This window comes from Streptomyces sp. NPDC093586 (genome assembly GCF_044764905.1).
Lineage (GTDB): Bacteria > Actinomycetota > Actinomycetes > Streptomycetales > Streptomycetaceae > Streptomyces.
Genome location: NZ_JBIWJA010000002.1, coordinates 148,014 through 168,522, shown reverse-complemented (window position 1 = coordinate 168,522; position 20,509 = coordinate 148,014). Strand labels below are relative to the sequence as shown.

Here is a 20,509-nt window from a genome sequence, read left to right as displayed (position 1 = left end):
GGCGTCCGCGGGCGCCCGCTCAGTCGCTCGCCCAGGCGCTGAGCAGGCCGGCCACGGCGTCCGCGGCCGCGTCGGTGTCGGGGCCGTCGCCCCGGGCGCCGGGCGCCAGCTCCAGGTGGACGAAGGTCGCGTGCCGGCGCCCGGCCGCCCGGCCCTGGACGTTCGTCGTGCCCTCCAGCGGGCAGTGCGCCGTCCAGCCGCGGCAGATCCGCAGCCCTCTCGACTCCATCCGGTCGGCCAGAGCGGACACCTCCCCGGGGGTGCTCCCGGCGGTGCCGGTGGACAGGACGGCGTCGTAGCGGTCCGTGGTGGACTCGGCGAACCCGTGCAGCTGGATGCCGGGCACGCCGCGCTTCTGCAGCTCCAGGACGATGCCGTGGAAGGCGCTGTCCTCGCGGTGGGCGACGTCGGCGTCCCCGTGCCCGGCCCGGCGGTGGGCGCCGGCCAGGACCAGCGCGCCGCCCGGCGTCCTCTCCAGCAGGCGTACGCCCAGCTCCTCGGTGTCCCGGTCGGACACCGGGTGCGGCACCTGCGCGCTCCAGCGGAGGGGGGAGTCCGCGTCCAGGTACAGCCGGCCCCACCGGGCGCTCTCGCCGGGGCCGGTGGCCGCGACCTCGTCGTAACGGCGGCCGGACCCGGTGTCGGTGAGCCGGGTGACGCCGAGACCGAGCGGGGCGAGCAGCCGCCCGGCCTCGCGCGCGTCCCCCTCCAGCAGGCTCCCGATCCCCTCGGCCAGCCGGGCGCGCTGGTCGTCGTCGGGCGGCGAGTAGGGGCCGTCGGGGGCCAGGTCTTCCGTGTACGACAGGACGCGGCCGCGCAGGTCGGCCGCTTCACGGGCCTTCGGCCGCGAGGCGTGCGGGGACGCGTGGGTGGACGTTCCGGGGGATGCCCCGGAGGACGTCCCGGAGGACGCCTGGCACCCGGACACCACCAGGAGGACACCGATCAGGCTGAAGACGCGCGCAAGTAACTGACTGGTAATGACAAAGTCAGAGCGAGTTCCGAGGCTCATGTGAACGTGCTTCGGTGACATTACGCAAGCCTCTCCGTGTGGGACGTGCTGTGCCGGTCCTGGCCGCCGGCGACCCGGTGGCCGCCGCGTGCGCCTCCGGGTCCGAGGAGCCGCAGGTGGAACCGGCCGGTCGCCCGTGCACCGTAGCCGCCGCGGGTGACGTACTCGGGAAGTCCGGGGGGATCTTCCGGGGGCGGCGGGAGCGCACCGGAGTTCCCGGTGCGGGAGGGGGAGCCCCGGGGGGAACGGCTCGGCGGCGGCGGCCCGAGGCCGCCGGCCCGGGAGGAGCGGGCGGGGCCACCGCCCGTTCCGCGGCGAGGCCGCGCCCCGACGGCGTTCACCCCGTGTTCACGTGGCGGCGTCGCACGACCGCGGCGGCGGTGCGGCCGGCGTGTGCCGGGCACCCCGCGGCGACCGGGGAAGAAGCCCGGTGACGTCGCGTCGTGACGCGTCCTTCGGGCGGAAGACCCGGCCGCGCCGCCGCAGGCGGGCGGACATGCCTCTCCTGGGCGGTGTCCGACCCCCGATCGCGGTGCTGTGTCTGCTGGTCGTCGCCCTGGCCGGGCTCACGGCGAAGGTGCTCGGTCCCAGTGACGGCGCCGTGGTGTCCGAGGCGGTGCTGGCCTCGCAGCGGCACTTCGCGGAGGACGGTGCCGTCGCGCTGCGCGCCTCGATCGACGAACGGGTCACGGACCTGCGGCGCACCGCCGCCGCGTGGAACGCCCGAGGGGGCGGGGAGCCGGAACGGGTCCTGTCCGACCTGGGCCGGACCTACCAGAAGTGGACCGGTACCACCGTGGTCGACCCGGAGAGCGGCGAGGTGTTCGCCGCTCGTGGCGAAACGATTCCTCTCGGCTGGCTCGACGAGGACGTCCTCACCGGGGAGCACGCCCTCACCCCGCGCATGGTGCGGCTGGAGACGGGCGACGTCCGGCTGATGACGATGACCGTCCTCGACGGGAAGGGCGGGCCGCAGCGGTTGCTGATCGCGTCCAGCGGCCTGTCCGTACCCGCCGTCGACCTGGGGCCGGTGCGCGGCATGGCGGTCGTCACCCGGGACGGCGAGGTCCTCGCGGCCGAGGGCCCGGAGCAGGCCGGGGCCGCCGGCGCCGACCGGGAACGCGCGGAGCGCACCTTCCTGCGGGAACAGCTGTCGCGGCTCTCCGAGCGGGCCGCCGAACGGACCGGGGAGCACCCGGTCAGCGCCCGGGAGCCCGGCTCCCGCGGTTACCCCGGCGTCAGCGGCACCCTGCTGGGAGACGACCACGACGGCCGGATCGCCACCGCCGGATACGCCTCCCTCGCCTCCTCCGACCCGGAGGGGAAGGCGAGCGCCGCCGCCGGTCTCGGCCTCACGGTGGTGGCCGTGCTGCCCGTGGACCGGCAGCAGGGCGGCGCCGACACGGACCGGGAACCGTACGGGCTGCTCGCGGCCGGGGCGCTGGTCGTGCTCGGACTGGCCGCCGCGGCCGTGCTGTGGGCGGGCGTACAGCGCCCCCTGCTGCGGCTGTTCCTGGAGTCCCGTCGGCTCGCCCGCGGTGATCTGTCCCGGCCCGTCGCGGTGCCCCGCTGGGGCGAGGCCGCCCGGATCGGCGCCGCTCTGGAACGCCTGCGGGGTCGGCTCACCGGGGCCGGTGGCGGCGAGGCGCCGGGCGCCGGACGCGGCAGGGTCCGCCTCGGCGTACGGGTGCCGCTGGCGGTGGCCGCCGTTCTGCTGCTGCTGTGGTGCGCGCCCGTCGGTCTGCTGCTGAACCGCACCGACGGCTCGGTCGACGTGCCCGCCGTCCTCGTCGACGACCAGCGCGACCGCACCGGTGCGATCGCCGACCGCGTCCGGCGGGCCCTCGACGAGGCCCGGACGGACCTCGTCTCGGTCTCCCGGACGATCGACGCCGGCGACCCCGGCTCCGCCGGGACCCTGCTGACGGACGCCCTGGAGGCGCACCCCCGCTACCGGGCGCTGTACGTCGTGGACGCCGGCGGCGGGGTCGTCGCCCGCGCCGGGGGAGACCCGCACGACTGGAGCGACGACGAGGGGCTGCCGCCGGTCCGCGTCTCGGGCGAGGACGACGGGAAGCCGGTGATCCAGGCCGGCGCCCCCGTGCCGGGGCACGAGGGCACCACCCTGGTCGGCGAGGTACGGGTGGAGTTCCTCAACTCGCTGCTGGACCGGCCCGGCCTCGGCGAGGTCCGGGTGGTGGACGCCGACGCGCGGACCGTCGCGGCCGACGACGGTTTCCTGGCCTTCGAGGAGCTGCCCGACGACGCCCTGAGGGACCTGGTCCGCGCGGGCGACGTGCGGGCCGGCGCCGCCCGCGCCGCGAACGGCCTGCTCCTCCGGGACGGCGGTGACGTCACCGTGGCCGCCGCGGCCCCCTTCTCCGGCGGCGGCGTCACGTCCGGCATCGGCTGGACCGTGGTCAGCAGTCAGGACGCCGGCCGGTTCGCGATCGCCGCCTACGAGCGCGAGGACCGCAGCGTCCTCGTCGGGATGCTCGGCCTCGCCGCGGCCGTCGTCTGCCTGGGCTGGGTGCACCTCGTCGTCGCCCGGCCGCTGAGGGCCCTGGCCACCAGCGCCGAGAGGCTCGCCGACGGAGACCTCGGGACCGTGCACCACCCCCGCTACCAGGACGAGGTCGGGGCCGTCGTCCGCAGCCTCGAAGTGCTCCGCCGGCAGCTGCGGGCCCGCCGGCACGACCAGGCCCGCCGGCCCGCCGAGCCGGAGCCCGCCGGGCCCAGGCCCGCCGAGCCCAGGCCCGGCGAACCCCGCTCCGCCGAGCCCCGCCCCGCCGAGCCCCGGCCCGGCGCCGGAGGAAGGTGACCCCCGTGCTCTACCTGTACGTCGTCCTGCTGACCGGCAGCCTCTTCCTGCTCGTCGCGGGCATCGTGGAGCAGCGCCGCCACTATGCGGCCCTGCACTCCATCCCCGCCCGCGTGCTGGTCAACGGCATCCGCGGCAAGTCCTCCATCACCCGGCTGTGCGCGGGCGCGCTGCGCGGCGGTGACCTGGTCACCGTGGCCAAGACGACCGGCACGGCCGCACGCTTCATCCACCCCGACGCCACCGAGGAGCCGGTCTACCGCAAGTTCGGCATCGCCAACGTCGTCGAGCAGATCGGCATCGTCCGCCGGGCCGCCGCCTACCGCCCCGACGCCCTGGTCATCGAGTGCATGGCCGTCATGCCGGCCCTCCAGGAGGTCAATCAGAGCAAGCTGATCCGCTCCACGATCGGCGTGCTGTGCAACGTCCGCGAGGACCACCTCGCCGAGATGGGCCCCACCCTGGACGACGTGGCCCGCTCGCTGTGCCGCTCGATGCCGGAGAACGGTATCTGCGTCACCGCCGAGAAGGAGCGCTTCCCCATCCTCCAGGAGGAGGCGGACGCCCGTGGCTGCCGGCTGGTCTACGCCGACCCGGACACGGTCACCGACGAGGAGCTGCGCGGCTTCGGCTGGTTCACCTTCAAGGAGAACGTCGCGATCGCCCTGGCCGTCGCCGAACTGCTGGGGGTGGAGCGGCAGGTCGCCCTCCAGGGCATGTACGACGCCCCGCCGGATCCGGGCGTGCTCTCCGTGGAACGCTACGTGGCCCCCGGGGGCAAGCGGATCGCCTTCGCCAACGTCTTCGCGGCCAACGACCCCGAGTCGACGCTGATGAACATCGACCAGCTGCTCGACCTCGGCGCCGTCCGCCGTCCGCTCAACGTCGTGATCAACTGCCGTCCGGACCGCGTCGAGCGCAACGCCCAGATGGGCGGGATCGTCCCCGGCCTGGAGCCGGACAATGTCTTCGTCATCGGCCACCCGGCCAAGAGCGCCCTCGACGCCGTCCCGCCCGGGTGGCGGGACCGGGCGGTCGATCTCGGCGGTGAGCGGCGGCCCGCCGACGAGTTCGTGCCGGCCCTGCTCGACCGCATGTCCGACGGCTCCTCCCTGGTCGCCGTCGGCAACATCCACGGCCAGGGCGAGGAACTCCTGGAGTACCTGGCCGGACTTCCGGCCGACGACGGCCCCGGCCCCGGCCCCGCCGTGCCCGGCCCGGCCGCAGAGGCACCGGCCCGGGAGCCGCGGCCGGTCCCGTCCGGCTCGCGCCCGACGGCGCACGAGGAGCACCACCGGGCCGCGCGGCCCCGGGAGACCCCGGCGGTCCCCCCGGTGGTCCGCATTCCGGCCCAGCAGACGGGACCGCGCGGGCAGCGGCGCGGCGAGCACGAGCAGCGGCGCGGCGAGCACGAGCAGCAGCGGCACGAGCGGTACGCCCCCGCCCCGCGGCCCCGGCCGCCCCACGACGAAGCGCACGACGACCCCTACGACGGGACCCCTCGTCCCCCAGCCCGGAGCCCCCGTTGACCACCGCCGCACTCACCCCCGAGATGGCCGCCCTCGGCATCGCCGTAGGCCTGTTCTTCTCCCTGCTGTGCTACCTCACCACCAATCTGTCCCCCGGCGGCATGATCACGCCGGGCTGGATCGCGCTGACCCTCGTCGAGGACCTCCAGCGCGCGGCCATGATGGTGGGCGTCACCGCGCTGACCTACGCGGGCACCAGGGTCATGCAGCGGCTGGTGATCCTCTACGGCAAGCGGCTGTTCGCCGCGGTCGTGCTGCTGGGCGTGCTGCTCCAGGCCACGGTCACGATCGCGCTGTCGATCGGGTTCCCGCTGATGTACGGCAACGAGACCCTCGGATTCATCGTGCCCGGCCTGGTCGCGTACCAGATGGTGCGCCAGCCGAAGGGCGCCACCCTGCTGGCCACGGGCACCGTCTCGCTCCTGGCCTACGTCGTCGTCACCGCCGGCCTGCTGCTCGGCGTCATGCCCGCCGTCTGAGAACCGAGGAGGAGCGAACCATGGCAGCGAAGGCCAGGAAGAAGCCGCGTCCGGTCGTCTCGGGCCTCGTGGTGCTCGTGCTCGTCGCGGTCTCCGGCCACCTGACCCTGGAGCTGCGCGAGCGGGAGGGGACGGGCGTCACCGAGGTCGTGGACGCCGGCGTCCTGGACGGGACCCGCGGCATCGGCGGAGCCCCGGGGGACGAGGGCGGGGAGAGCTGGTTCCGGCTGGAGAACCCCGCGCGCTCCGTGCTGCGCGACGCGGACGGCAGGGTCAGGGCCGTGCTCACCGACGGGGCGCGCACCGCCACCCTGACCGGGCCGGCACGCACCTTCGAGGAGCCCGCGCCGGCCTCCTCCGGGGTCTCCACCACGGACTGGGTCCGGCTCATGCCCGAGCCCTGGAGGAAGGGCGCCGAGAAGGAGAAGTGGTTCACGCAGTGGTACGCCCGGTACAAGGACAGCGAGGAGGACGACCTGTTCGCCGCCGTCTTCCGGTACGCGGCGGGTGCCCCGCGGGAGAAGGACGGGCGGGGCGTCGTCCGGGCCGGTGGCGGCCTGCCGCGCACCGCCGACGCCGTGGCCCGCTCCGAGGAGGGCGTCGACGTCCTCCCGCTGACCGGGGTCTCGCCGGACCACCGGCCGTCCGCCATCGACCGGCTCCAGCCCGGCGACCGCGTCTTCTTCGAGCTCGACCCGCGCAGCGAGGGGCGGCTGGACCACATGGGCATGGTGCTCGGCTACGACGCCGAGGGCCATCTGCTCTTCGTCTCCGGCCGGGAGGGGCTCGACGGCCCGGCCGTCGGCGGCCCGGGCGGCGTCTTCCGGCTGGACGGCGACGGCCACTACGCCAGGGCGCTGCGCAGCGCCAAGCGGCTGTGACGGGAGGCGGCGGTCAGCCCTCGGCCGTCGCCGCCGCCGACGCCTGGGCCTCGCCGCGCCGGCGGATCTGCCGGAAGGTGAACTCGCCGAGGTCGTCGCCGGTGCGGAACACGTCCGTGGTCTTCGGCGTCACGTTCTTGCCGTCCGTGAAGCCGGCGATCGTGAAGTAGGCGTAGCGGCCGTAGGAGTTGGTGGTGGAGCGGCAGACCGCGCCGGTGCAGAACGGCTTCACGCCGCCGCCGGACAGCGAGCGCACGATGCTCTTCTTGTCCGTCTGGCCCTTGGCCTTCAGCGCCTGCGCCTCGGTGTCGAAGACGGCCACGCCGACCGTCACGGCGATGTCGCCCTTGGTGTAGGTGACGCGGAGCAGCCGGGTGCAGCCGTTGGCGGTGAGGACGCCCGGCAGGGTGTTCTGGGCGGCGGAGGCGCAGGTGCGGGTGTCGGCCGTCGGCCCCTTCTTGTAGACGGTCTCACCCATGGTCAGCTGCGTGCCGGGGAAGAGGGTGTCCGGGCCGAGCGGGGCCTTGTCCTTCTTGCTGCTGGAGACGAAGTCCTTCGGGTCCAGCGGCGGCGGGGCACTGGTCGGGGCGAACGACGGGGCCGCGGCGGACCGGCTGGGGATGTCCGCGGTCGCCGGCAGCTGGGAGGAGGGGGTGTCCGACGCCTCGTCCGAGCCGTTCGCCGAGACCACGGCCACGGCGACGGCGCTCGCGATCGCCACGGTGGCCAGCGCACCGCCGCCGATGAGCAGGAGCCGGCGCCGCTTGTTACGGGCTTCGGAGGCCTCGGCGAGGGCGGCCCAGTCCGGGGAATCGCCGCCGCCGCTGTTCCAGGGCTGCTGCTGCGATTGCGGTTTCCAGGGATCCCACTGCGACTGAGGTCCCCCCTGCCCAAAGCTCATGGGCGGCATCTTAGACGGGCCGAGAGGCGCGCTGGTGCGCCTGCGGAGGGGCCGCAGCGCCTAGCGTTCCCCCCATGCGGACGGGCAAAAGCGACATCTCCGGGTGGTTGGTGCGACCTGCGGGCGGGCACGCGTGGGCGGCGCTCGTGGCGGTGCTGGGGGCGTCGGCGCTGAGCGCGGCCCGGGCGGCCCCGGACGGGGGGATGGACAACGCGATCGTCGTGCGGGCCGCCCGGACCTGGCTGGCCGGGGGCTCCCCGTACGACGATCCGCACTTCCTCTACCTGCCGAGCGCGGTCCTGGCCGCCGTCCCGCAGGCGCTGCTGCCCGGGGCGGTGCTGCGGGTGCTGGCACCGCCGGCGGTGACGGGGCTGCTGGCGCTGGCCTGGGGCTGTGCGCTGCGCCTGCACCGGGTGCCGTACGGCAGCCGCCTCGGCGTCCTCGGGCTCCTCGGGCTCGCGGCGGGCTTCGCGCCGTTCGGGCACCTGGTGCGGCTCGGCAACTGGACGGTGACCGCGGCGGTGGGCCTGCCGCTGTGCCTGCTGCTGGCGAGCCGGGGGCGGTGGACGGCGGCGGGGGCCGTCATCGGCGCGGCCGTGGCGCTCAAGCCGCTGCTGGCACCCGTGGTCCTGCTGTTCGTGTTCGCCGGACGGTGGCGGGGCCTGGCGGCGGCCGTCCTGGTGCCCGCGCTGGCCTCCGGCGCGGCGGCGCTGCTGATGCCCGACCCGGCCGGCTTCCTCACCCGCACCCTGCCGTTCCTGCTCCACGGCGACGACGGGTTCCTGCGGCTCTACGAGGCCTCCCCGGCGGCCGTCCTGCCCCGGCTCGGGGTGGCGGGGCCGCCGGCGCAGGGGATCGCGGTGGCGGCGGCGGGGGCCGGGGTGCTGTGCGCGTACCTGCGCTGGCGCCGCGCCGACCCGGGGCCGCTGCGGTACGCGGAGACCGGCGCCGGCCTGATGCTGTCGGCGTTCCTGGTCTCCAGGCCGTCGTACGACCACTACCTCCTGGTCGCGGTGCCGCTGCTGCTCGCCGGGCTGCCGTACGCCGGGGCGGTGGCCCGGGGGCCCTGGTTCTGGCTCGCCCTGGTGCCCCAGGCGCCCGGGCTGACCTGGCCCTGGCTGGAGTCGGTGCGGCAGCGGGCCTTCAAGGACGCCTTCACGCTGTGTGCGCTGGCGTGGGCGGTGGCGCGGCGGGCCCGGGGCGGCGCGGTGCCCGCCGACGAGCACGGCGGGGCCGGGCGCGCGACGGACGCCGCGCGGGTGCCGGCGGCTCCGTTTTGACCCGGCTGGGGCATGCCGGGTACTCTGCACAGTCGTATGTGTATTGGCTTGCTCATTCTCACGTGAGGGGCCCTTACACCGGTCGACCGGGACCGATGACCAGCGACCAGCACGCGGTTTGCGTCACCGCAGTGCGGTCAGGGCTGTCGTGATCGTCTTCGGTGACCTTGTCAGGACCATTCACTGAAGAAGCGAAGGCTACGAACCGTGCGTACGTACAGCCCCAAGCCCGGCGATGTGACGCGCCAGTGGCACGTCATCGACGCTCAGGACGTCGTCCTGGGTCGTCTGGCCTCCACCGCGGCCTCCATCCTCCGTGGCAAGCACAAGCCCATCTACGCGCCCCACGTCGACACCGGTGACTTCGTCATCATCATCAACGCCGACAAGGTGCACCTCTCGGGCAACAAGCGGACCCAGAAGATGGCGTACCGTCACTCCGGTTACCCGGGCGGCCTGCGCTCCGTGCGCTACGACGAGCTGCTGGACAAGAACCCGGAGAAGGCCATCGAGAAGGCCGTCAAGGGCATGCTCCCCAAGAACACGCTGGGCCGTCAGATGCTCTCGAAGCTGAAGGTCTACAAGGGTGACCAGCACCCGCACGGCGCGCAGCAGCCGCAGCCGTTCGAGATCACCCAGGTCGCGCAGTAAGTCCGGCCACCCCCTAAGACTGAAGAGAATCTGAGGAGCATCGTGGCCGAGACCACTGCCGAGCAGCCGCTCGAAGAGATCGACATCGACAGCTACACCACCGAGTCCGAGGTCCCCGTCGAGGGCGAGTACACCTCGGAGTCCATGGCGTCCCGCTTCGGTGAGCCCCAGCCGGCCGCCGGCCTGGGCCGTCGCAAGAACGCCATCGCCCGTGTCCGGATCGTCCCGGGCACCGGCAAGTGGAAGATCAACGGTCGCACCCTCGAGGACTACTTCCCGAACAAGGTGCACCAGCAGGAAGTCAACGAGCCCTTCAAGGTGCTCGAGCTCGAGGGCCGTTACGACGTCATCGCCCGCATCGCGGGTGGCGGTGTCTCCGGTCAGGCCGGTGCGCTCCGTCTCGGTGTCGCCCGTGCGCTGAACGAGGCCGACGTGGACAACAACCGCGGCCCGCTGAAGAAGGCCGGCTTCCTCAAGCGCGACGACCGTGCGGTCGAGCGCAAGAAGGCCGGTCTCAAGAAGGCCCGCAAGGCTCCGCAGTACAGCAAGCGCTAAGCCTCGCTGCCTGTACTCCGAACGCCCCGGCGGCACGCCACTGTGCTGTCGGGGCTTTCGTTTATCTCTGCTGTTGGGCGTATAACAGCACAAGACGTTGAGACGCTCAGACGTTGAGATGTTGAAGCGCTGGGCTGCTGAGGCGCTGAGATGTTCAGACGCTCAGACGTTGAGACGCTGAGACGCTGAGACGTTGAGATGCTCAGAGGTTCAAAGGCTTGTGTGATCGGATGACCGGGCGGCGCGGCGTGACGCGTGACCGGTACCACGGGAGCCGACTGTGCGGGCCGCACCTGCGTCCGCTCCCGGAATTGACGTTTCCTCAGGAGGACAAGTGGGACGACTCTTCGGCACGGACGGCGTGCGCGGTGTCGCCAACGCGGATCTGACGGCCGAGCTGGCGCTCGGTCTCTCCGTCGCCGCGGCGCACGTACTGGCCGAGGCGGGCACCTTCGCCGGACACCGGCCGACCGCGGTGGTCGGACGGGACCCGCGCGCCTCCGGGGAGTTCCTGGAGGCCGCCGTGGTCGCGGGTCTGGCCAGCGCCGGCGTGGACGTGCTGCGGGTCGGCGTGCTGCCGACGCCCGCGGTGGCCCACCTCACCGGTGCGCTCGGCGCCGACCTCGGCGTGATGCTCTCCGCGAGCCACAACGCCATGCCCGACAACGGCATCAAGTTCTTCGCCCGCGGCGGCCACAAGCTCGCCGACGAGCTGGAGGACCGCATCGAGTCCGTCTACGAGGAGCACCGCACCGGCGCCCCGTGGGACCGCCCGACCGGCGCCGGCGTCGGCCGCGTCCGCGACTACGACGAGGGACTCGACCAGTACGTCGCCCACCTCGTCGGCGTCCTCCCGAACCGCCTCGACGGCCTGAAGATCGTCCTCGACGAGGCGCACGGCGCCGCCTCCCGGGTCTCGCCGGAGGCGTTCGCGCGGGCCGGCGCGGAGCTCGTCACCATCGGTGCGGTGCCGGACGGCCTCAACATCAACGACGGCTGCGGCTCCACCCACCTCGACCTGCTCAAGGCCGCCGTCGTCGAGCACGGCGCCGACCTCGGCATCGCCCACGACGGCGACGCCGACCGCTGCCTGGCCGTGGACCACACCGGCGCGGAGGTGGACGGCGACCAGATCCTCGCCGTGCTCGCGCTGGCGATGCGGGAGCGGGACGCGCTGCGCTCCGACACCGTCGTCGCGACCGTCATGTCCAACCTGGGCTTCAAGCTGGCCATGGAGCGCGAGGGCATCCACTTCGTGCAGACCGGGGTCGGCGACCGGTACGTCCTGGAGGAGATGAAGGCCAACGGCTACGCCCTCGGCGGCGAGCAGTCCGGCCACGTCATCATCCTCGACCACGCCACCACCGGCGACGGCACGCTGACCGGCCTGATGCTGGCGGCGCGGGTCGCGCAGACCGGCCGTACGCTGCGGGACCTCGCGTCCGTCATGGAGCGGCTGCCGCAGGTGCTGATCAACGTGCCCGACGTGGACAAGTCGCGGGTCACGACGTCCGCGGAGCTGGCGACCGCCGTCGCGGAGGCCGAGCGGGAGCTGGGCAGCACGGGGCGCGTGCTGCTGCGGCCCTCGGGGACCGAGCCGCTGGTGCGGGTGATGGTCGAGGCGGCCGACATCGAGCAGGCCCGTGCCGTGGCGGGGCGGCTGGCCGATTCGGTGAAGTCGGCGCTGGGGTAGTTCCGCGGGGCCGGGTGGCCGAGGTGAGGGTGCTGTGCCGTCGCGGACCGCGGGTCCGCGGTGGCTTGCCACGCAGTTCCCCGCGCCCCTGGCGGCGTTGTCCCGGCCCGGCGTCGGGAAGGCGCCGTTTCCTCAGTGCCTCTCCGGCTTCGAGAGGCGGCCGCGTTGGGTTGACCACAGGGCCTTCTGGGCGTAGAGCGTGAGGGTGCCGGCCAGGATGATGCCCACCAGGTTCAGCAGGAGCTGTTCGGCCGAGTGCCAGGCCTGGTGGGTGTCGCCGTAGACGAGGGCCACGGCCGCGTTCGCCGCGGCCGGAACCGTCGTCACCGAGATGGCGACGCCGACCAGCGCGCCGGACTTCGCGGAGGTGAGGGACAGCGTGCCCGCGGCTCCCGCCAGTACCGCCACGACGAACGAGAACCAGTCCGGGGCGTAGATGAACCCGGTGTTGGGCCGCTCCGCCTCCAGCTGTGCCTTGCTGAACAGGTCCACGGCGTCCATGAAGAGGCTGAAGCCGCCGGTGACGACCATCGCCACCGCGAAGCCCACCAGCAGCGCGATCGCCGAGCGCAGCGCCAGGCGCGGTGCGCGCTGGACGATCGCGGTGCAGATCCCCGCCAGCGGACCGAACTCCGGCCCGACCGCCATCGCGCCCACGATCAGGATGGCGTTGTCGAGCACCACACCGCAGGCCGCGATCATCGTGGCGAGCGTGATGAAGGCGACGTAGGTGATGGAGAGGGTCGACTCCTCGTGGGTCGCCTCCTCCAGCTGCTCCCACAGCACGGCGTCCGCGGGCTCGCCGGGGGCGTCCCGCTCCGCCTGGTCGGCGCGCTTGGACAGGGACAGGTCGATGTTCTCGGCGGTGATGGCGCCGCAGTCGTCGATGCCCAGCGCCCGGAGCCGGTTGATGAGCTCGTCGCCCGCCTCGCGGGCCACGTCGCACGTGACGACGTCGCCCTTCGGGTCGCGTGCGGCGCCGGGCAGGACGACGAGGTGGGTGGTGCCGACCGTCCGGTCGATCAGGCGGACCACCTCGTCGGTCCGGTCGGCCGGGGTGATCAGACGCAGATGCAGCATCCGGTATTTCTACAGGCCCCGGGCCCTCGTCGTCACAGCTTCCGCAGGCTCAGGCGCTGCACCTTGTGGTCCGGTCCCTTGCGCAGGATCAGGGTGGCCCGGCCCCGGGTGGGGGCCACGTTCTCCACCAGGTTCGGCTTGTTGATGGTGCGCCAGGTGGTGCGGGCGTAGTCGAGGGCCTCCTCCTCCGAGACCTGGGTGTACTTGCGGAAGTACGAGGAGGGGTTCTGGAAGGCGGTCGCGCGCAGCTTGCGGAAGCGGCTGAGGTACCAGCGCTCGATGTCCTCGGTGCGGGCGTCGACGTACACGCTGAAGTCGAAGTAGTCGGCGAGGCCGACCCTGGTGCGGCCGTCCTTGCCGGGCAGCGCGGGCTGGAGCACGTTCAGGCCCTCGACGATCAGGATGTCGGGGCGGCGCACGACGAGCTTCTCGTCCGGGACGATGTCGTAGATGAGGTGCGAGTAGACGGGGGCGGTCACCTCGGCCTTGCCCGCCTTGATGTCGGCGACGAAGCGGGTGAGCGCCCGGCGGTCGTACGACTCGGGGAAACCTTTCCGCGACATCAGGCCGCGCGCCTCCAGCTCCCTCGTCGGCAGCAGGAAGCCGTCGGTCGTGACCAGCTCGACGCGCGGATGCTCGGGCCAGCGGGACAGCAGCGCCTGCAGGAGGCGGGCGACGGTGGACTTGCCGACCGCGACCGAGCCGGCGACCCCTATGACGAAGGGCGTGCCGGACTGGGAGCCCTGCTCGCCGAGGAAGGTGTTCAGCGCGCCGCGCAGCCCGTCGGTGGCGCCGACGTAGAGGTTGAGGAGCCGGGACAGCGGGAGGTAGATGTCCCGCACCTCGTCGAGGTCGATGACGTCGCCGAGGCCGCGCAGCTTCTCCACCTCCTCGGCGGTCAGCGGCAGCGGCGTCTTGTCGCGCAGCGCGCTCCACTCGGGGCGGGTGAGGTCGACGTAGGGAGTCGCCTCCGGCCGGGACCGGTGGGCGCTCCGGGGCATCGAGGGGACCGGAGAGATCACAGTCCATTGTTAACGGAGTTCGAACGTGGTGGCGGGTGGGCTGTGTCACGCCGGACGCAGCCCGCCGCCCGCCACCCGTCGTCCGCCGGGAAAGATCACGTCGGCGTCACGGTCGGGTACCGGGTGGTGATGGAGTGATCATCTGTGATCTGCCGGTGAGTACAGTGCGCGCGAAACGTGCGGAGCTCCTCCGCAGTCCTGGCAGAAAGAGTCATCCGAGTGAGATCGACCGCTGTGCGCCGTACCGCCCTGGCGGCCTCCGCCGCCGCCCTGGCCCTCCTCGTCACCGCCTGCGGTGGGTCCTCCGACGACGGGTCCTCCGACGGCGGCGGCAAGGCCGGTGACGGCAAGGCCGGCGACAAGAACGCCTCGGCGACTCCGGCCGCCGCCAAGGCGCTGACCGCCGCCGAGCTGGAGAAGGCCGCCCTGGCCCAGACGGACGTCAAGAACGGCAAGGTCACCGAGGCCGCCGCGACGGACGACATCGCGCAGGACAAGGTGAAGGCGCAGAAGGCCGAGTGCCAGCCGCTCGCCTTCGCCCAGACCGGCGTGGCCGCGGGCAAGCCGGCGGCCACGGTGAAGCGGTCCTGGACGGAGGGGCCGAAGAAACCGGCCGGGGGCGACGTGTCCGAGGAGGCGCTCGACAGCGCGTTCGATCTGGACAAGGCCCTGGTGACGCTGGCCTCCTACGACGGCGGCGGCGCCGAGACGGCCCTGAAGGACGTCAAGGCCGCCGTCGGCACGTGCGCCGGGGGCTTCGCCTACACGGCGGCCGGCCGGCCGGTGAAGATCGCCAAGGTGGCCGAGGACAAGGCGCCCGGCGGTGCCGACGAGGCCGTGGCACTGACCATGACGCTGACCGGTGACGAGGGTGACGAGTTCCCGGTCAAGGTGACCGTCACCCGCAAGGGCTCCACGGTCGCCTCCTTCACCGTCCTCAACCTGGCCGCCGCCGCCGACGGCAAGGACTTCCCGTTCCCCACGGAGATCAGCGACGCCCAGCTCGCCAAGCTGGGCTGACCGGAACCGGCCGGAAATTCCCACCGGGGTGTTCGTACCCCGGTGGGAATTTCCGATTTCGGGCACGCGGCAACGGGTTCGTGATCGAAGCTGACCGTAGGCTGCCGGTCATGTGCGGAATCGTGGGATATGTGGGGCCGCAGTCGGCGCTCGACGTCGTGATGGCCGGACTCAAGCGGCTGGAGTACCGGGGATACGACTCGGCGGGCGTCGCCGTGCTCGCCGACGGCGGGCTCGCCACCGCCAAGCGCGCCGGCAAGCTCGTCAACCTGGACAAGGAACTGGCCGAGCACCCGCTGCCGGCCGCCGCGACCGGCATCGGCCACACCCGCTGGGCCACCCACGGCGGACCCACCGACGCCAACGCCCACCCGCACCTCGACAACGCCGGCCGGGTGGCCGTGGTCCACAACGGCATCATCGAGAACTTCGCGCGGCTGCGGGCCGAGCTGGCGGAGCGCGGTCACGAGCTGGCCTCCGAGACCGACACCGAGGTCGTCGCCCACCTGCTCGCCGAGGAGTACTCCGCCTGCGCCGACCTGGCCGAGTCGATGCGGCTGGTGTGCCGCCGGCTGGAGGGCGCGTTCACGCTGGTCGCGGTGCACGCCGACGAGCCCGACGTGGTCGTGGGCGCGCGGCGCAACTCACCGCTCGTGGTGGGCGTGGGGGAGGGCGAGTCCTTCCTCGCCTCCGACGTCGCCGCGTTCATCGCCCACACCCGGGACGCCCTCGAACTGGGCCAGGACCAGGTGGTGGAGCTGCGCCGGGACGGCGTGACGGTCACCGGCTTCGACGGCAGCCCCGCCGACGTGCGCTCGTACCACGTCGACTGGGACGCCTCGGCCGCCGAGAAGGGCGGCCACGCCTCCTTCATGCTCAAGGAGATCGCCGAGCAGCCCAAGGCGGTCGCCGACACCCTCCTCGGCCGCATCGACGGCTCCGGCTCCCTCACCCTGGACGAGCTGCGGATCCCCGTGGGAGTGCTCCGCGAGGCCGACAAGGTCGTCATCGTCGCCTGCGGTACGGCCTTCCACGCCGGGCTGATCGCCAAGTACGCCATCGAACACTGGACGCGCGTCCCCTGCGAGGTGGAGCTGGCCAGCGAGTTCCGCTACCGCGACCCCATCCTCGACCGGCAGACCCTGGTCATCGCCATCTCGCAGTCCGGCGAGACCATGGACACCCTCATGGCGCTGCGCCACGCCCGTGAGCAGGGCTCCAAGGTGCTGGCCATCTGCAACACCAACGGCTCCACCATCCCGCGCGAGTCCGACGCGGTGCTCTACACGCACGCCGGTCCCGAGGTCGCCGTCGCCTCGACGAAGGCCTTCCTGACCCAGCTGGTGGCCTGTTACCTGGTCGCCCTCTACCTGGGCCAGGTCCGCGGCACGAAGTACGCCGACGAGATCCGCGGCGTCGTCCGCGACCTCTCCCGGATCGCCGGCGCGGTCGACCAGGTCCTGGGGACCATGGGGCCGGTACGGGAACTGGCGCGCTCGCTCGCCCACAAGGACACGGTGCTGTTCCTGGGCCGGCACGTCGGGTACCCGGTCGCGCTGGAAGGCGCCCTGAAGCTCAAGGAGCTGGCGTACATGCACGCCGAGGGCTTCGCGGCGGGCGAGCTGAAGCACGGGCCGATCGCGCTGATCGAGGAGGACCTGCCGGTCGTCGTGGTCGTGCCGTCCCCGCGCGGCCGCTCCGTGCTCCACGACAAGATCGTGTCCAACATCCAGGAGATCCGGGCCCGGGGCGCGCGGACCATCGTCATCGCGGAGGAGGGCGACGAGGCGGTCGTCCCCTACGCCGACCACCTCGTCCGGATCCCCGCCACCCCGACGCTGCTCCAGCCGCTGGTGGCGACGGTGCCGCTGCAGGTCTTCGCCTGCGAGCTGGCCACGGTCCGGGGCAACGAGGTGGACCAGCCGCGGAACCTGGCCAAATCGGTGACGGTGGAGTGACCGTCCGGGCGTCGGCCTAGGCTGCCCGGCATGAGCATCATCGGGGTCGGGATCGACGTGGCGGAGATCGACCGTTTCGGGGCGTCGCTGGAGCGCACGCCGGCCATGGCGGGGCGGCTCTTCCTGGAGAGCGAGCTGCTGCTGCCGAGCGGGGAGCGCCGGGGCGTCGCCTCGCTCGCCGCCCGGTTCGCGGCGAAGGAGGCGCTGGCCAAGGCGCTCGGCGCACCGGCGGGGCTGCACTGGACGGACGCCGAGGTGTACGTCGAGGACAGCGGGCGGCCACGGCTGCGGGTCACCGGGACGGTGGCGGCGCGGGCGGCGGAGCTGGGGGTGACGTCGTGGCACGTGTCGCTCAGCCATGACGCGGGGGTGGCGTCGGCGGTGGTGATCGCGGAGGGCTAGCTTCCCCGCCGCGAAGGCCCCGCTCGTCCGGTACGCCCGGCAGGGCGCCGTGGTCGTCCGGTGTGTCCGGCAGGCCGCCGTGGTCGTCGCCGCCGGGCAGGCCCGCGGGGCCCTCCGCCCGGACCCCGGGCCGGCCCCGGGCGGGAGTGAAACGGACCGGTGCGGGTCGTGACGTTCGCCGTGGACCGGGAAGACTCGTCGGCATGCGGACTGCGTACAGCGTGGAGACGGTCAGGACGGCCGAACGGGAGTCGATGGCGAGGCTGCCGGAGGGGGCCTTGATGCAACGGGCGGCGGCCGGGCTCGCCGCCGCCTGCGCGGAGGTGCTCGGCCGCGTGGCCGGGCGGGTCTACGGCAGCCGGGTCGTGCTGCTCGTCGGCAGCGGCGACAACGGCGGCGACGCCCTGTACGCCGGGGCGCGCCTCGCCCGGCGCGGGGCCGGGGTGACGGCCGTCCTGCTCACGCCCGAGCGCGCGCACGCCGGCGGCCTCGCGGCGCTGCGGCGGGCCGGCGGGCGCGTCGCCGCCGACGGCGACGGGGAGCGGCTGATCGAGCGGGCCGACCTGGTCGTGGACGGCATCGTCGGGATCGGCGGCCGGGGCGGGCTGCGGGCCGAGGCGGTGCCGCTGGCCGCCGCGGCCGGGCGGTCGCGGGCCGCCGTCGTCGCCGTCGACCTGCCGAGCGGGGTCGACGCCGACACGGGGGAGGTGCGCGGGGAGGCGGTGCGGGCCGATCTGACGGTGACCTTCGGGGCGCACAAGCCGGGGCTGCTGGTCGACCCGGCGCGGGAGTACGCCGGGTCGGTGCGGCTGGTGGACATCGGGCTGGCGCTGCCGGACGACGCGGCCGAACTGGAGGCCCTGCAGCACGCGGACGTGGCCCGGCTGCTGCCGGTGCCGGGCGTGGAGAGCGACAAGTACCGGCGCGGGGTCGTCGGCATCGCCGCCGGGTCGGCGCGCTACCCGGGGGCCGCCGTGCTCGCCGTCTCCGGGGCGCTGCGCGGCGGTGCCGGTGCGGTGCGGTACGTCGGGCCGGCGGGGGACGCGGTGATCGCGCGCTTCCCGGAGACGCTCGTGTCGGACCGGGGGCCGAAGCGGGCGGGGCGGGTGCAGGCGTGGGTCGTCGGGCCCGGGGCCGGGGACGACGCCGGGACCGTGGCGGAGGTGCTGGCGGCTCAGGTGCCGGTGCTGATCGACGCGGACGGGCTGCGGCTGGCCGACGCGGAGGCGGTGCGGGGACGTACGGCGCCGACGCTGATGACGCCGCACGCCGGGGAGGCGGCGGCGCTGCTCGGGGTGGGCCGCGAGGAGGTCGAGGGGGCGCGGCTGGCCTCGGTGCGGGAGCTGGCGGGACGGTACGGGGCGGCGGTGCTGCTGAAGGGGTCGACGACGGTGGTGGCCGCGGCGGGCGGGAAGGGGCCCGTGCGGGTCAACGCGACGGGGACGTCGTGGCTGGCCACGGCGGGGAGCGGGGACGTGCTGTCGGGGCTGGCGGGGTCGCTGCTGGCGGCGGGGCTCTCGGCGGTGGACGCGGGGAGCGTGGGGGCGTATCTGCACGGGCTCGCGGGGCGGATGGCGGCGGTGGGGGCGCCGGTGGGGGCGCATGACGTGGCGGAGGCGGTGCCGAGGGCTTGGCGGGACGTGCGGGGGGTTGCCGGCGGGCGGGGGTGACGGTGCCGGCGGTCCGGGGTGCCGTGGGCCGGGGTGCGTGGGCGGGGGCGTCGGTGCCGGGGGTGGGGTGCGCGCCCGGCGCTACGGGGTGCCTCCCCCGGAGGGGGTACCCCCAGCGCCCACCCGTGCCGTCCTGGGGGTACCTCCCAGGTCCTTGAGGCACTGGGGGAGGCGCGACTGCCCGCAGCTGCGGGACGGCGGGATTTCCCGTGGCTGCGGTGGCGCGGTTGCCCGTGGCTGCGGCGGCACGACCGCCCGCAGCCGGGCGGCCGCTACGCCGGTTGCGCTGGGTGATCGGGGGCTCTGAGAGACTGGGGGGCGATGAGTGAGACTTCCGTCCGGTGGGACGCGTCCCTGCGGGGGCGTGCCGAGATCGATCTGGCCGCCCTGCGGGCCAACGTGCGCGCGCTGCGTGAACGGGCGCCCGGCGCGGCCCTCATGGCCGTCGTCAAGGCCGACGCCTACGGCCACGGCGCGATCCCGTGCGCCCGCGCGGCCGTCGCGGCCGGCGCGACCTGGCTCGGTACCGCCACGCCCCAGGAGGCGCTCGCCCTGCGCACGGAGGCCGGGCTGCCGGACGACGTGCGGATCATGTGCTGGCTGTGGACGCCGGGCGGCCCCTGGCGGGAGGCCGTCGAGGCCGGTCTCGACGTCTCCGTCAGCGGGATGTGGGCCCTGGCGGAGGTCACCGCGGCGGCGCGCTCGGCCGGACGCCCCGCGCGGGTGCAGCTCAAGGCCGACACCGGGCTCGGCCGCAACGGCTGCCAGCCGGGCGGGGACTGGGAGGAACTGGTCCGGGAGGCCCTGCGCGCCGAGGCCGAGGGGCTGGTCCGCGTCACCGGGCTCTGGTCGCATTTCGCCTGCGCCGACGAGCCGGGCCATCCCTCCATCGCCGCCCAGCTCACCCTCTTCCGCGAGATGACGGCGTACGCCGAGCGGCAGGGCGTCCGCCCCGAGGTGCGGCACATCGCCAACTCGCCGGCCACGCTCACGCTCCCCGAGACCCACTTCGACCTCGTACGCCCCGGCATCGCGATGTACGGCATCTCGCCCAGCCCCGAGATCGGCACCCCCGCCGACTTCGGACTGCGCCCCGTGATGACGCTGTCCGCCGCCCTGGCCCTGGTCAAGCAGGTCCCCGGCGGCCACGGCGTCAGCTACGGCCACCACTACACCACCCCCGGCGAGACCACCCTCGGCCTCGTCCCCCTCGGCTACGCGGACGGCATCCCGCGCCACGCCTCCTCCACCGGGCCCGTCCTGGTCGACGGCAAGTGGCGCACGATCGCGGGGCGGGTCGCGATGGACCAGTTCGTCGTCGACCTGGGAGGGGACCGGCCCCCGCCCGGCACCGAGGCGGTGCTGTTCGGGCCCGGCGACCGCGGCGAGCCCTCCGCCGAGGACTGGGCGCAGGCCGCCGGCACCATCGCGTACGAGATCGTCACCCGGATCGGCGCGCGCGTGCCCCGCGTCCATGTGAACGGGTGACGGTCGCGGACCCGCGTGACCGGTGACGCGTGACGTGTGCCCGGTCCGGCGTGTATGACGTGCATGC

At 74.0% G+C, this 20,509-nt stretch carries 17 protein-coding genes; 13 read left to right on the top strand and 4 right to left on the bottom strand.

The features are described 5' to 3' along the window. Nucleotides 1-19 precede the first annotated feature (19 nt). Entirely contained in the window at nucleotides 20-1,012 is a 993-nt protein-coding gene (locus tag ACIRFH_RS02900; RefSeq protein WP_403516793.1) for a hypothetical protein, read from the bottom strand. A 496-nt stretch (nucleotides 1,013-1,508) separates the two neighbouring features. Between ACIRFH_RS02900 and ACIRFH_RS02895 the strand changes: the two genes are divergently transcribed. Genes ACIRFH_RS02895 through ACIRFH_RS02880 form a run of 4 tightly spaced genes read left to right on the top strand, consistent with a single transcriptional unit; the run spans nucleotide 1,509 to nucleotide 6,722 of the window. Beyond that, entirely contained in the window at nucleotides 1,509-3,833 is a 2,325-nt protein-coding gene (locus ACIRFH_RS02895; protein WP_403516954.1) for a HAMP domain-containing protein, read from the top strand. Nucleotides 3,834-3,838: 5 nt separating this feature from the next. Continuing rightward, on the top strand, nucleotides 3,839-5,362 hold the full coding sequence (gene pgsB, locus ACIRFH_RS02890) for a poly-gamma-glutamate synthase PgsB (protein ID WP_403516792.1): 1,524 nt from the start codon (nucleotides 3,839-3,841) through the stop codon (nucleotides 5,360-5,362). Then, nucleotides 5,359-5,841, top strand: coding sequence for a poly-gamma-glutamate biosynthesis protein PgsC/CapC (locus ACIRFH_RS02885; protein WP_403516791.1), 483 nt, complete (start codon nucleotides 5,359-5,361; stop codon nucleotides 5,839-5,841). The genes pgsB and ACIRFH_RS02885 overlap by 4 nt, the downstream gene beginning before the upstream one ends. Before the next feature lie 20 nt (nucleotides 5,842-5,861). Next, entirely contained in the window at nucleotides 5,862-6,722 is an 861-nt protein-coding gene (locus ACIRFH_RS02880; RefSeq protein ID WP_403516790.1) for a hypothetical protein, read from the top strand. Between the two features lie 13 nt (nucleotides 6,723-6,735). On the opposite strand, the gene ACIRFH_RS02875 is transcribed toward ACIRFH_RS02880, so the two are convergent. Next, complete coding sequence (locus tag ACIRFH_RS02875; RefSeq protein WP_403516789.1) at nucleotides 6,736-7,623, bottom strand: hypothetical protein; 888 nt, start codon at nucleotides 7,621-7,623, stop codon at nucleotides 6,736-6,738. Nucleotides 7,624-7,697: 74 nt separating this feature from the next. Between ACIRFH_RS02875 and ACIRFH_RS02870 the strand changes: the two genes are divergently transcribed. The 4 genes from ACIRFH_RS02870 (at nucleotide 7,698) to glmM (ending at nucleotide 11,802) form a co-directional block, all read left to right on the top strand. After that, nucleotides 7,698-8,903: a glycosyltransferase 87 family protein gene (locus tag ACIRFH_RS02870; RefSeq protein WP_403516788.1), complete on the top strand. Its 1,206-nt coding sequence runs from the start codon at nucleotides 7,698-7,700 to the stop codon at nucleotides 8,901-8,903. A gap of 207 nt (nucleotides 8,904-9,110) precedes the next feature. Beyond that, nucleotides 9,111-9,554 (top strand): 50S ribosomal protein L13, encoded by a 444-nt coding sequence (gene rplM / locus ACIRFH_RS02865; RefSeq protein WP_055632362.1) that lies wholly within the window; start codon nucleotides 9,111-9,113, stop codon nucleotides 9,552-9,554. A 42-nt stretch (nucleotides 9,555-9,596) separates the two neighbouring features. After that, nucleotides 9,597-10,109, top strand: a complete 513-nt coding sequence (gene rpsI, locus ACIRFH_RS02860) for a 30S ribosomal protein S9 (RefSeq protein ID WP_077796742.1) — start codon at nucleotides 9,597-9,599, stop codon at nucleotides 10,107-10,109. Between the two features lie 334 nt (nucleotides 10,110-10,443). Then, entirely contained in the window at nucleotides 10,444-11,802 is a 1,359-nt protein-coding gene (gene glmM / locus ACIRFH_RS02855; RefSeq protein ID WP_403516787.1) for a phosphoglucosamine mutase, read from the top strand. A gap of 132 nt (nucleotides 11,803-11,934) precedes the next feature. Here glmM and ACIRFH_RS02850 read toward each other — a convergent pair whose 3' ends face one another. Together ACIRFH_RS02850 and coaA are read right to left on the bottom strand one after the other, a co-directional pair. Then, entirely contained in the window at nucleotides 11,935-12,882 is a 948-nt protein-coding gene (locus ACIRFH_RS02850; protein ID WP_403516786.1) for a DUF389 domain-containing protein, read from the bottom strand. A 32-nt stretch (nucleotides 12,883-12,914) separates the two neighbouring features. Continuing rightward, nucleotides 12,915-13,883 (bottom strand): type I pantothenate kinase, encoded by a 969-nt coding sequence (gene coaA, locus ACIRFH_RS02845; RefSeq protein ID WP_403516953.1) that lies wholly within the window; start codon nucleotides 13,881-13,883, stop codon nucleotides 12,915-12,917. Between the two features lie 240 nt (nucleotides 13,884-14,123). On the opposite strand from coaA, the gene ACIRFH_RS02840 reads away from it, so the two are divergent. The 5 genes from ACIRFH_RS02840 to alr all read left to right on the top strand — a co-directional run bounded on the left by ACIRFH_RS02840 (nucleotide 14,124) and on the right by alr (nucleotide 20,442). Next, nucleotides 14,124-14,924: a hypothetical protein gene (locus ACIRFH_RS02840; protein WP_403516785.1), complete on the top strand. Its 801-nt coding sequence runs from the start codon at nucleotides 14,124-14,126 to the stop codon at nucleotides 14,922-14,924. Nucleotides 14,925-15,034: 110 nt separating this feature from the next. Then, complete coding sequence (glmS, locus tag ACIRFH_RS02835; RefSeq protein WP_403516784.1) at nucleotides 15,035-16,882, top strand: glutamine--fructose-6-phosphate transaminase (isomerizing); 1,848 nt, start codon at nucleotides 15,035-15,037, stop codon at nucleotides 16,880-16,882. 30 nt (nucleotides 16,883-16,912) lie between these two features. Further along, the gene (locus tag ACIRFH_RS02830; protein WP_403516783.1) at nucleotides 16,913-17,284 is read left to right on the top strand and encodes a holo-ACP synthase; all 372 of its coding nucleotides are present in this window, start codon (nucleotides 16,913-16,915) and stop codon (nucleotides 17,282-17,284) included. A 203-nt stretch (nucleotides 17,285-17,487) separates the two neighbouring features. Then, nucleotides 17,488-18,954 (top strand): NAD(P)H-hydrate dehydratase, encoded by a 1,467-nt coding sequence (locus ACIRFH_RS02825; RefSeq protein ID WP_403516782.1) that lies wholly within the window; start codon nucleotides 17,488-17,490, stop codon nucleotides 18,952-18,954. A gap of 321 nt (nucleotides 18,955-19,275) precedes the next feature. Further along, entirely contained in the window at nucleotides 19,276-20,442 is a 1,167-nt protein-coding gene (gene alr / locus ACIRFH_RS02820; protein ID WP_403516781.1) for an alanine racemase, read from the top strand. The last annotated feature ends 67 nt before the right edge of the window (nucleotides 20,443-20,509 follow it).

Excerpts from the sequence above, each read along its gene's own strand:
- ACIRFH_RS02900 (WP_403516793.1), bottom strand. The coding sequence starts at position 1,012 with ATGAGCCTCGGAACTCGCTCTGACTTTGTCATTACCAGTCAGTTACTT.
- ACIRFH_RS02895 (WP_403516954.1), top strand. The coding sequence starts at position 1,509 with ATGCCTCTCCTGGGCGGTGTCCGACCCCCGATCGCGGTGCTGTGTCTG.
- ACIRFH_RS02880 (WP_403516790.1), top strand. The coding sequence starts at position 5,862 with ATGGCAGCGAAGGCCAGGAAGAAGCCGCGTCCGGTCGTCTCGGGCCTC.
- ACIRFH_RS02875 (WP_403516789.1), bottom strand. The coding sequence starts at position 7,623 with ATGAGCTTTGGGCAGGGGGGACCTCAGTCGCAGTGGGATCCCTGGAAA.
- ACIRFH_RS02870 (WP_403516788.1), top strand. The coding sequence starts at position 7,698 with ATGCGGACGGGCAAAAGCGACATCTCCGGGTGGTTGGTGCGACCTGCG.
- ACIRFH_RS02850 (WP_403516786.1), bottom strand. The coding sequence starts at position 12,882 with ATGCTGCATCTGCGTCTGATCACCCCGGCCGACCGGACCGACGAGGTG.
- coaA (WP_403516953.1), bottom strand. The coding sequence starts at position 13,883 with ATGCCCCGGAGCGCCCACCGGTCCCGGCCGGAGGCGACTCCCTACGTC.
- glmS (WP_403516784.1), top strand. The coding sequence starts at position 15,035 with ATGTGCGGAATCGTGGGATATGTGGGGCCGCAGTCGGCGCTCGACGTC.
- ACIRFH_RS02830 (WP_403516783.1), top strand. The coding sequence starts at position 16,913 with ATGAGCATCATCGGGGTCGGGATCGACGTGGCGGAGATCGACCGTTTC.
- ACIRFH_RS02825 (WP_403516782.1), top strand. The coding sequence starts at position 17,488 with ATGCGGACTGCGTACAGCGTGGAGACGGTCAGGACGGCCGAACGGGAG.
- alr (WP_403516781.1), top strand. The coding sequence starts at position 19,276 with ATGAGTGAGACTTCCGTCCGGTGGGACGCGTCCCTGCGGGGGCGTGCC.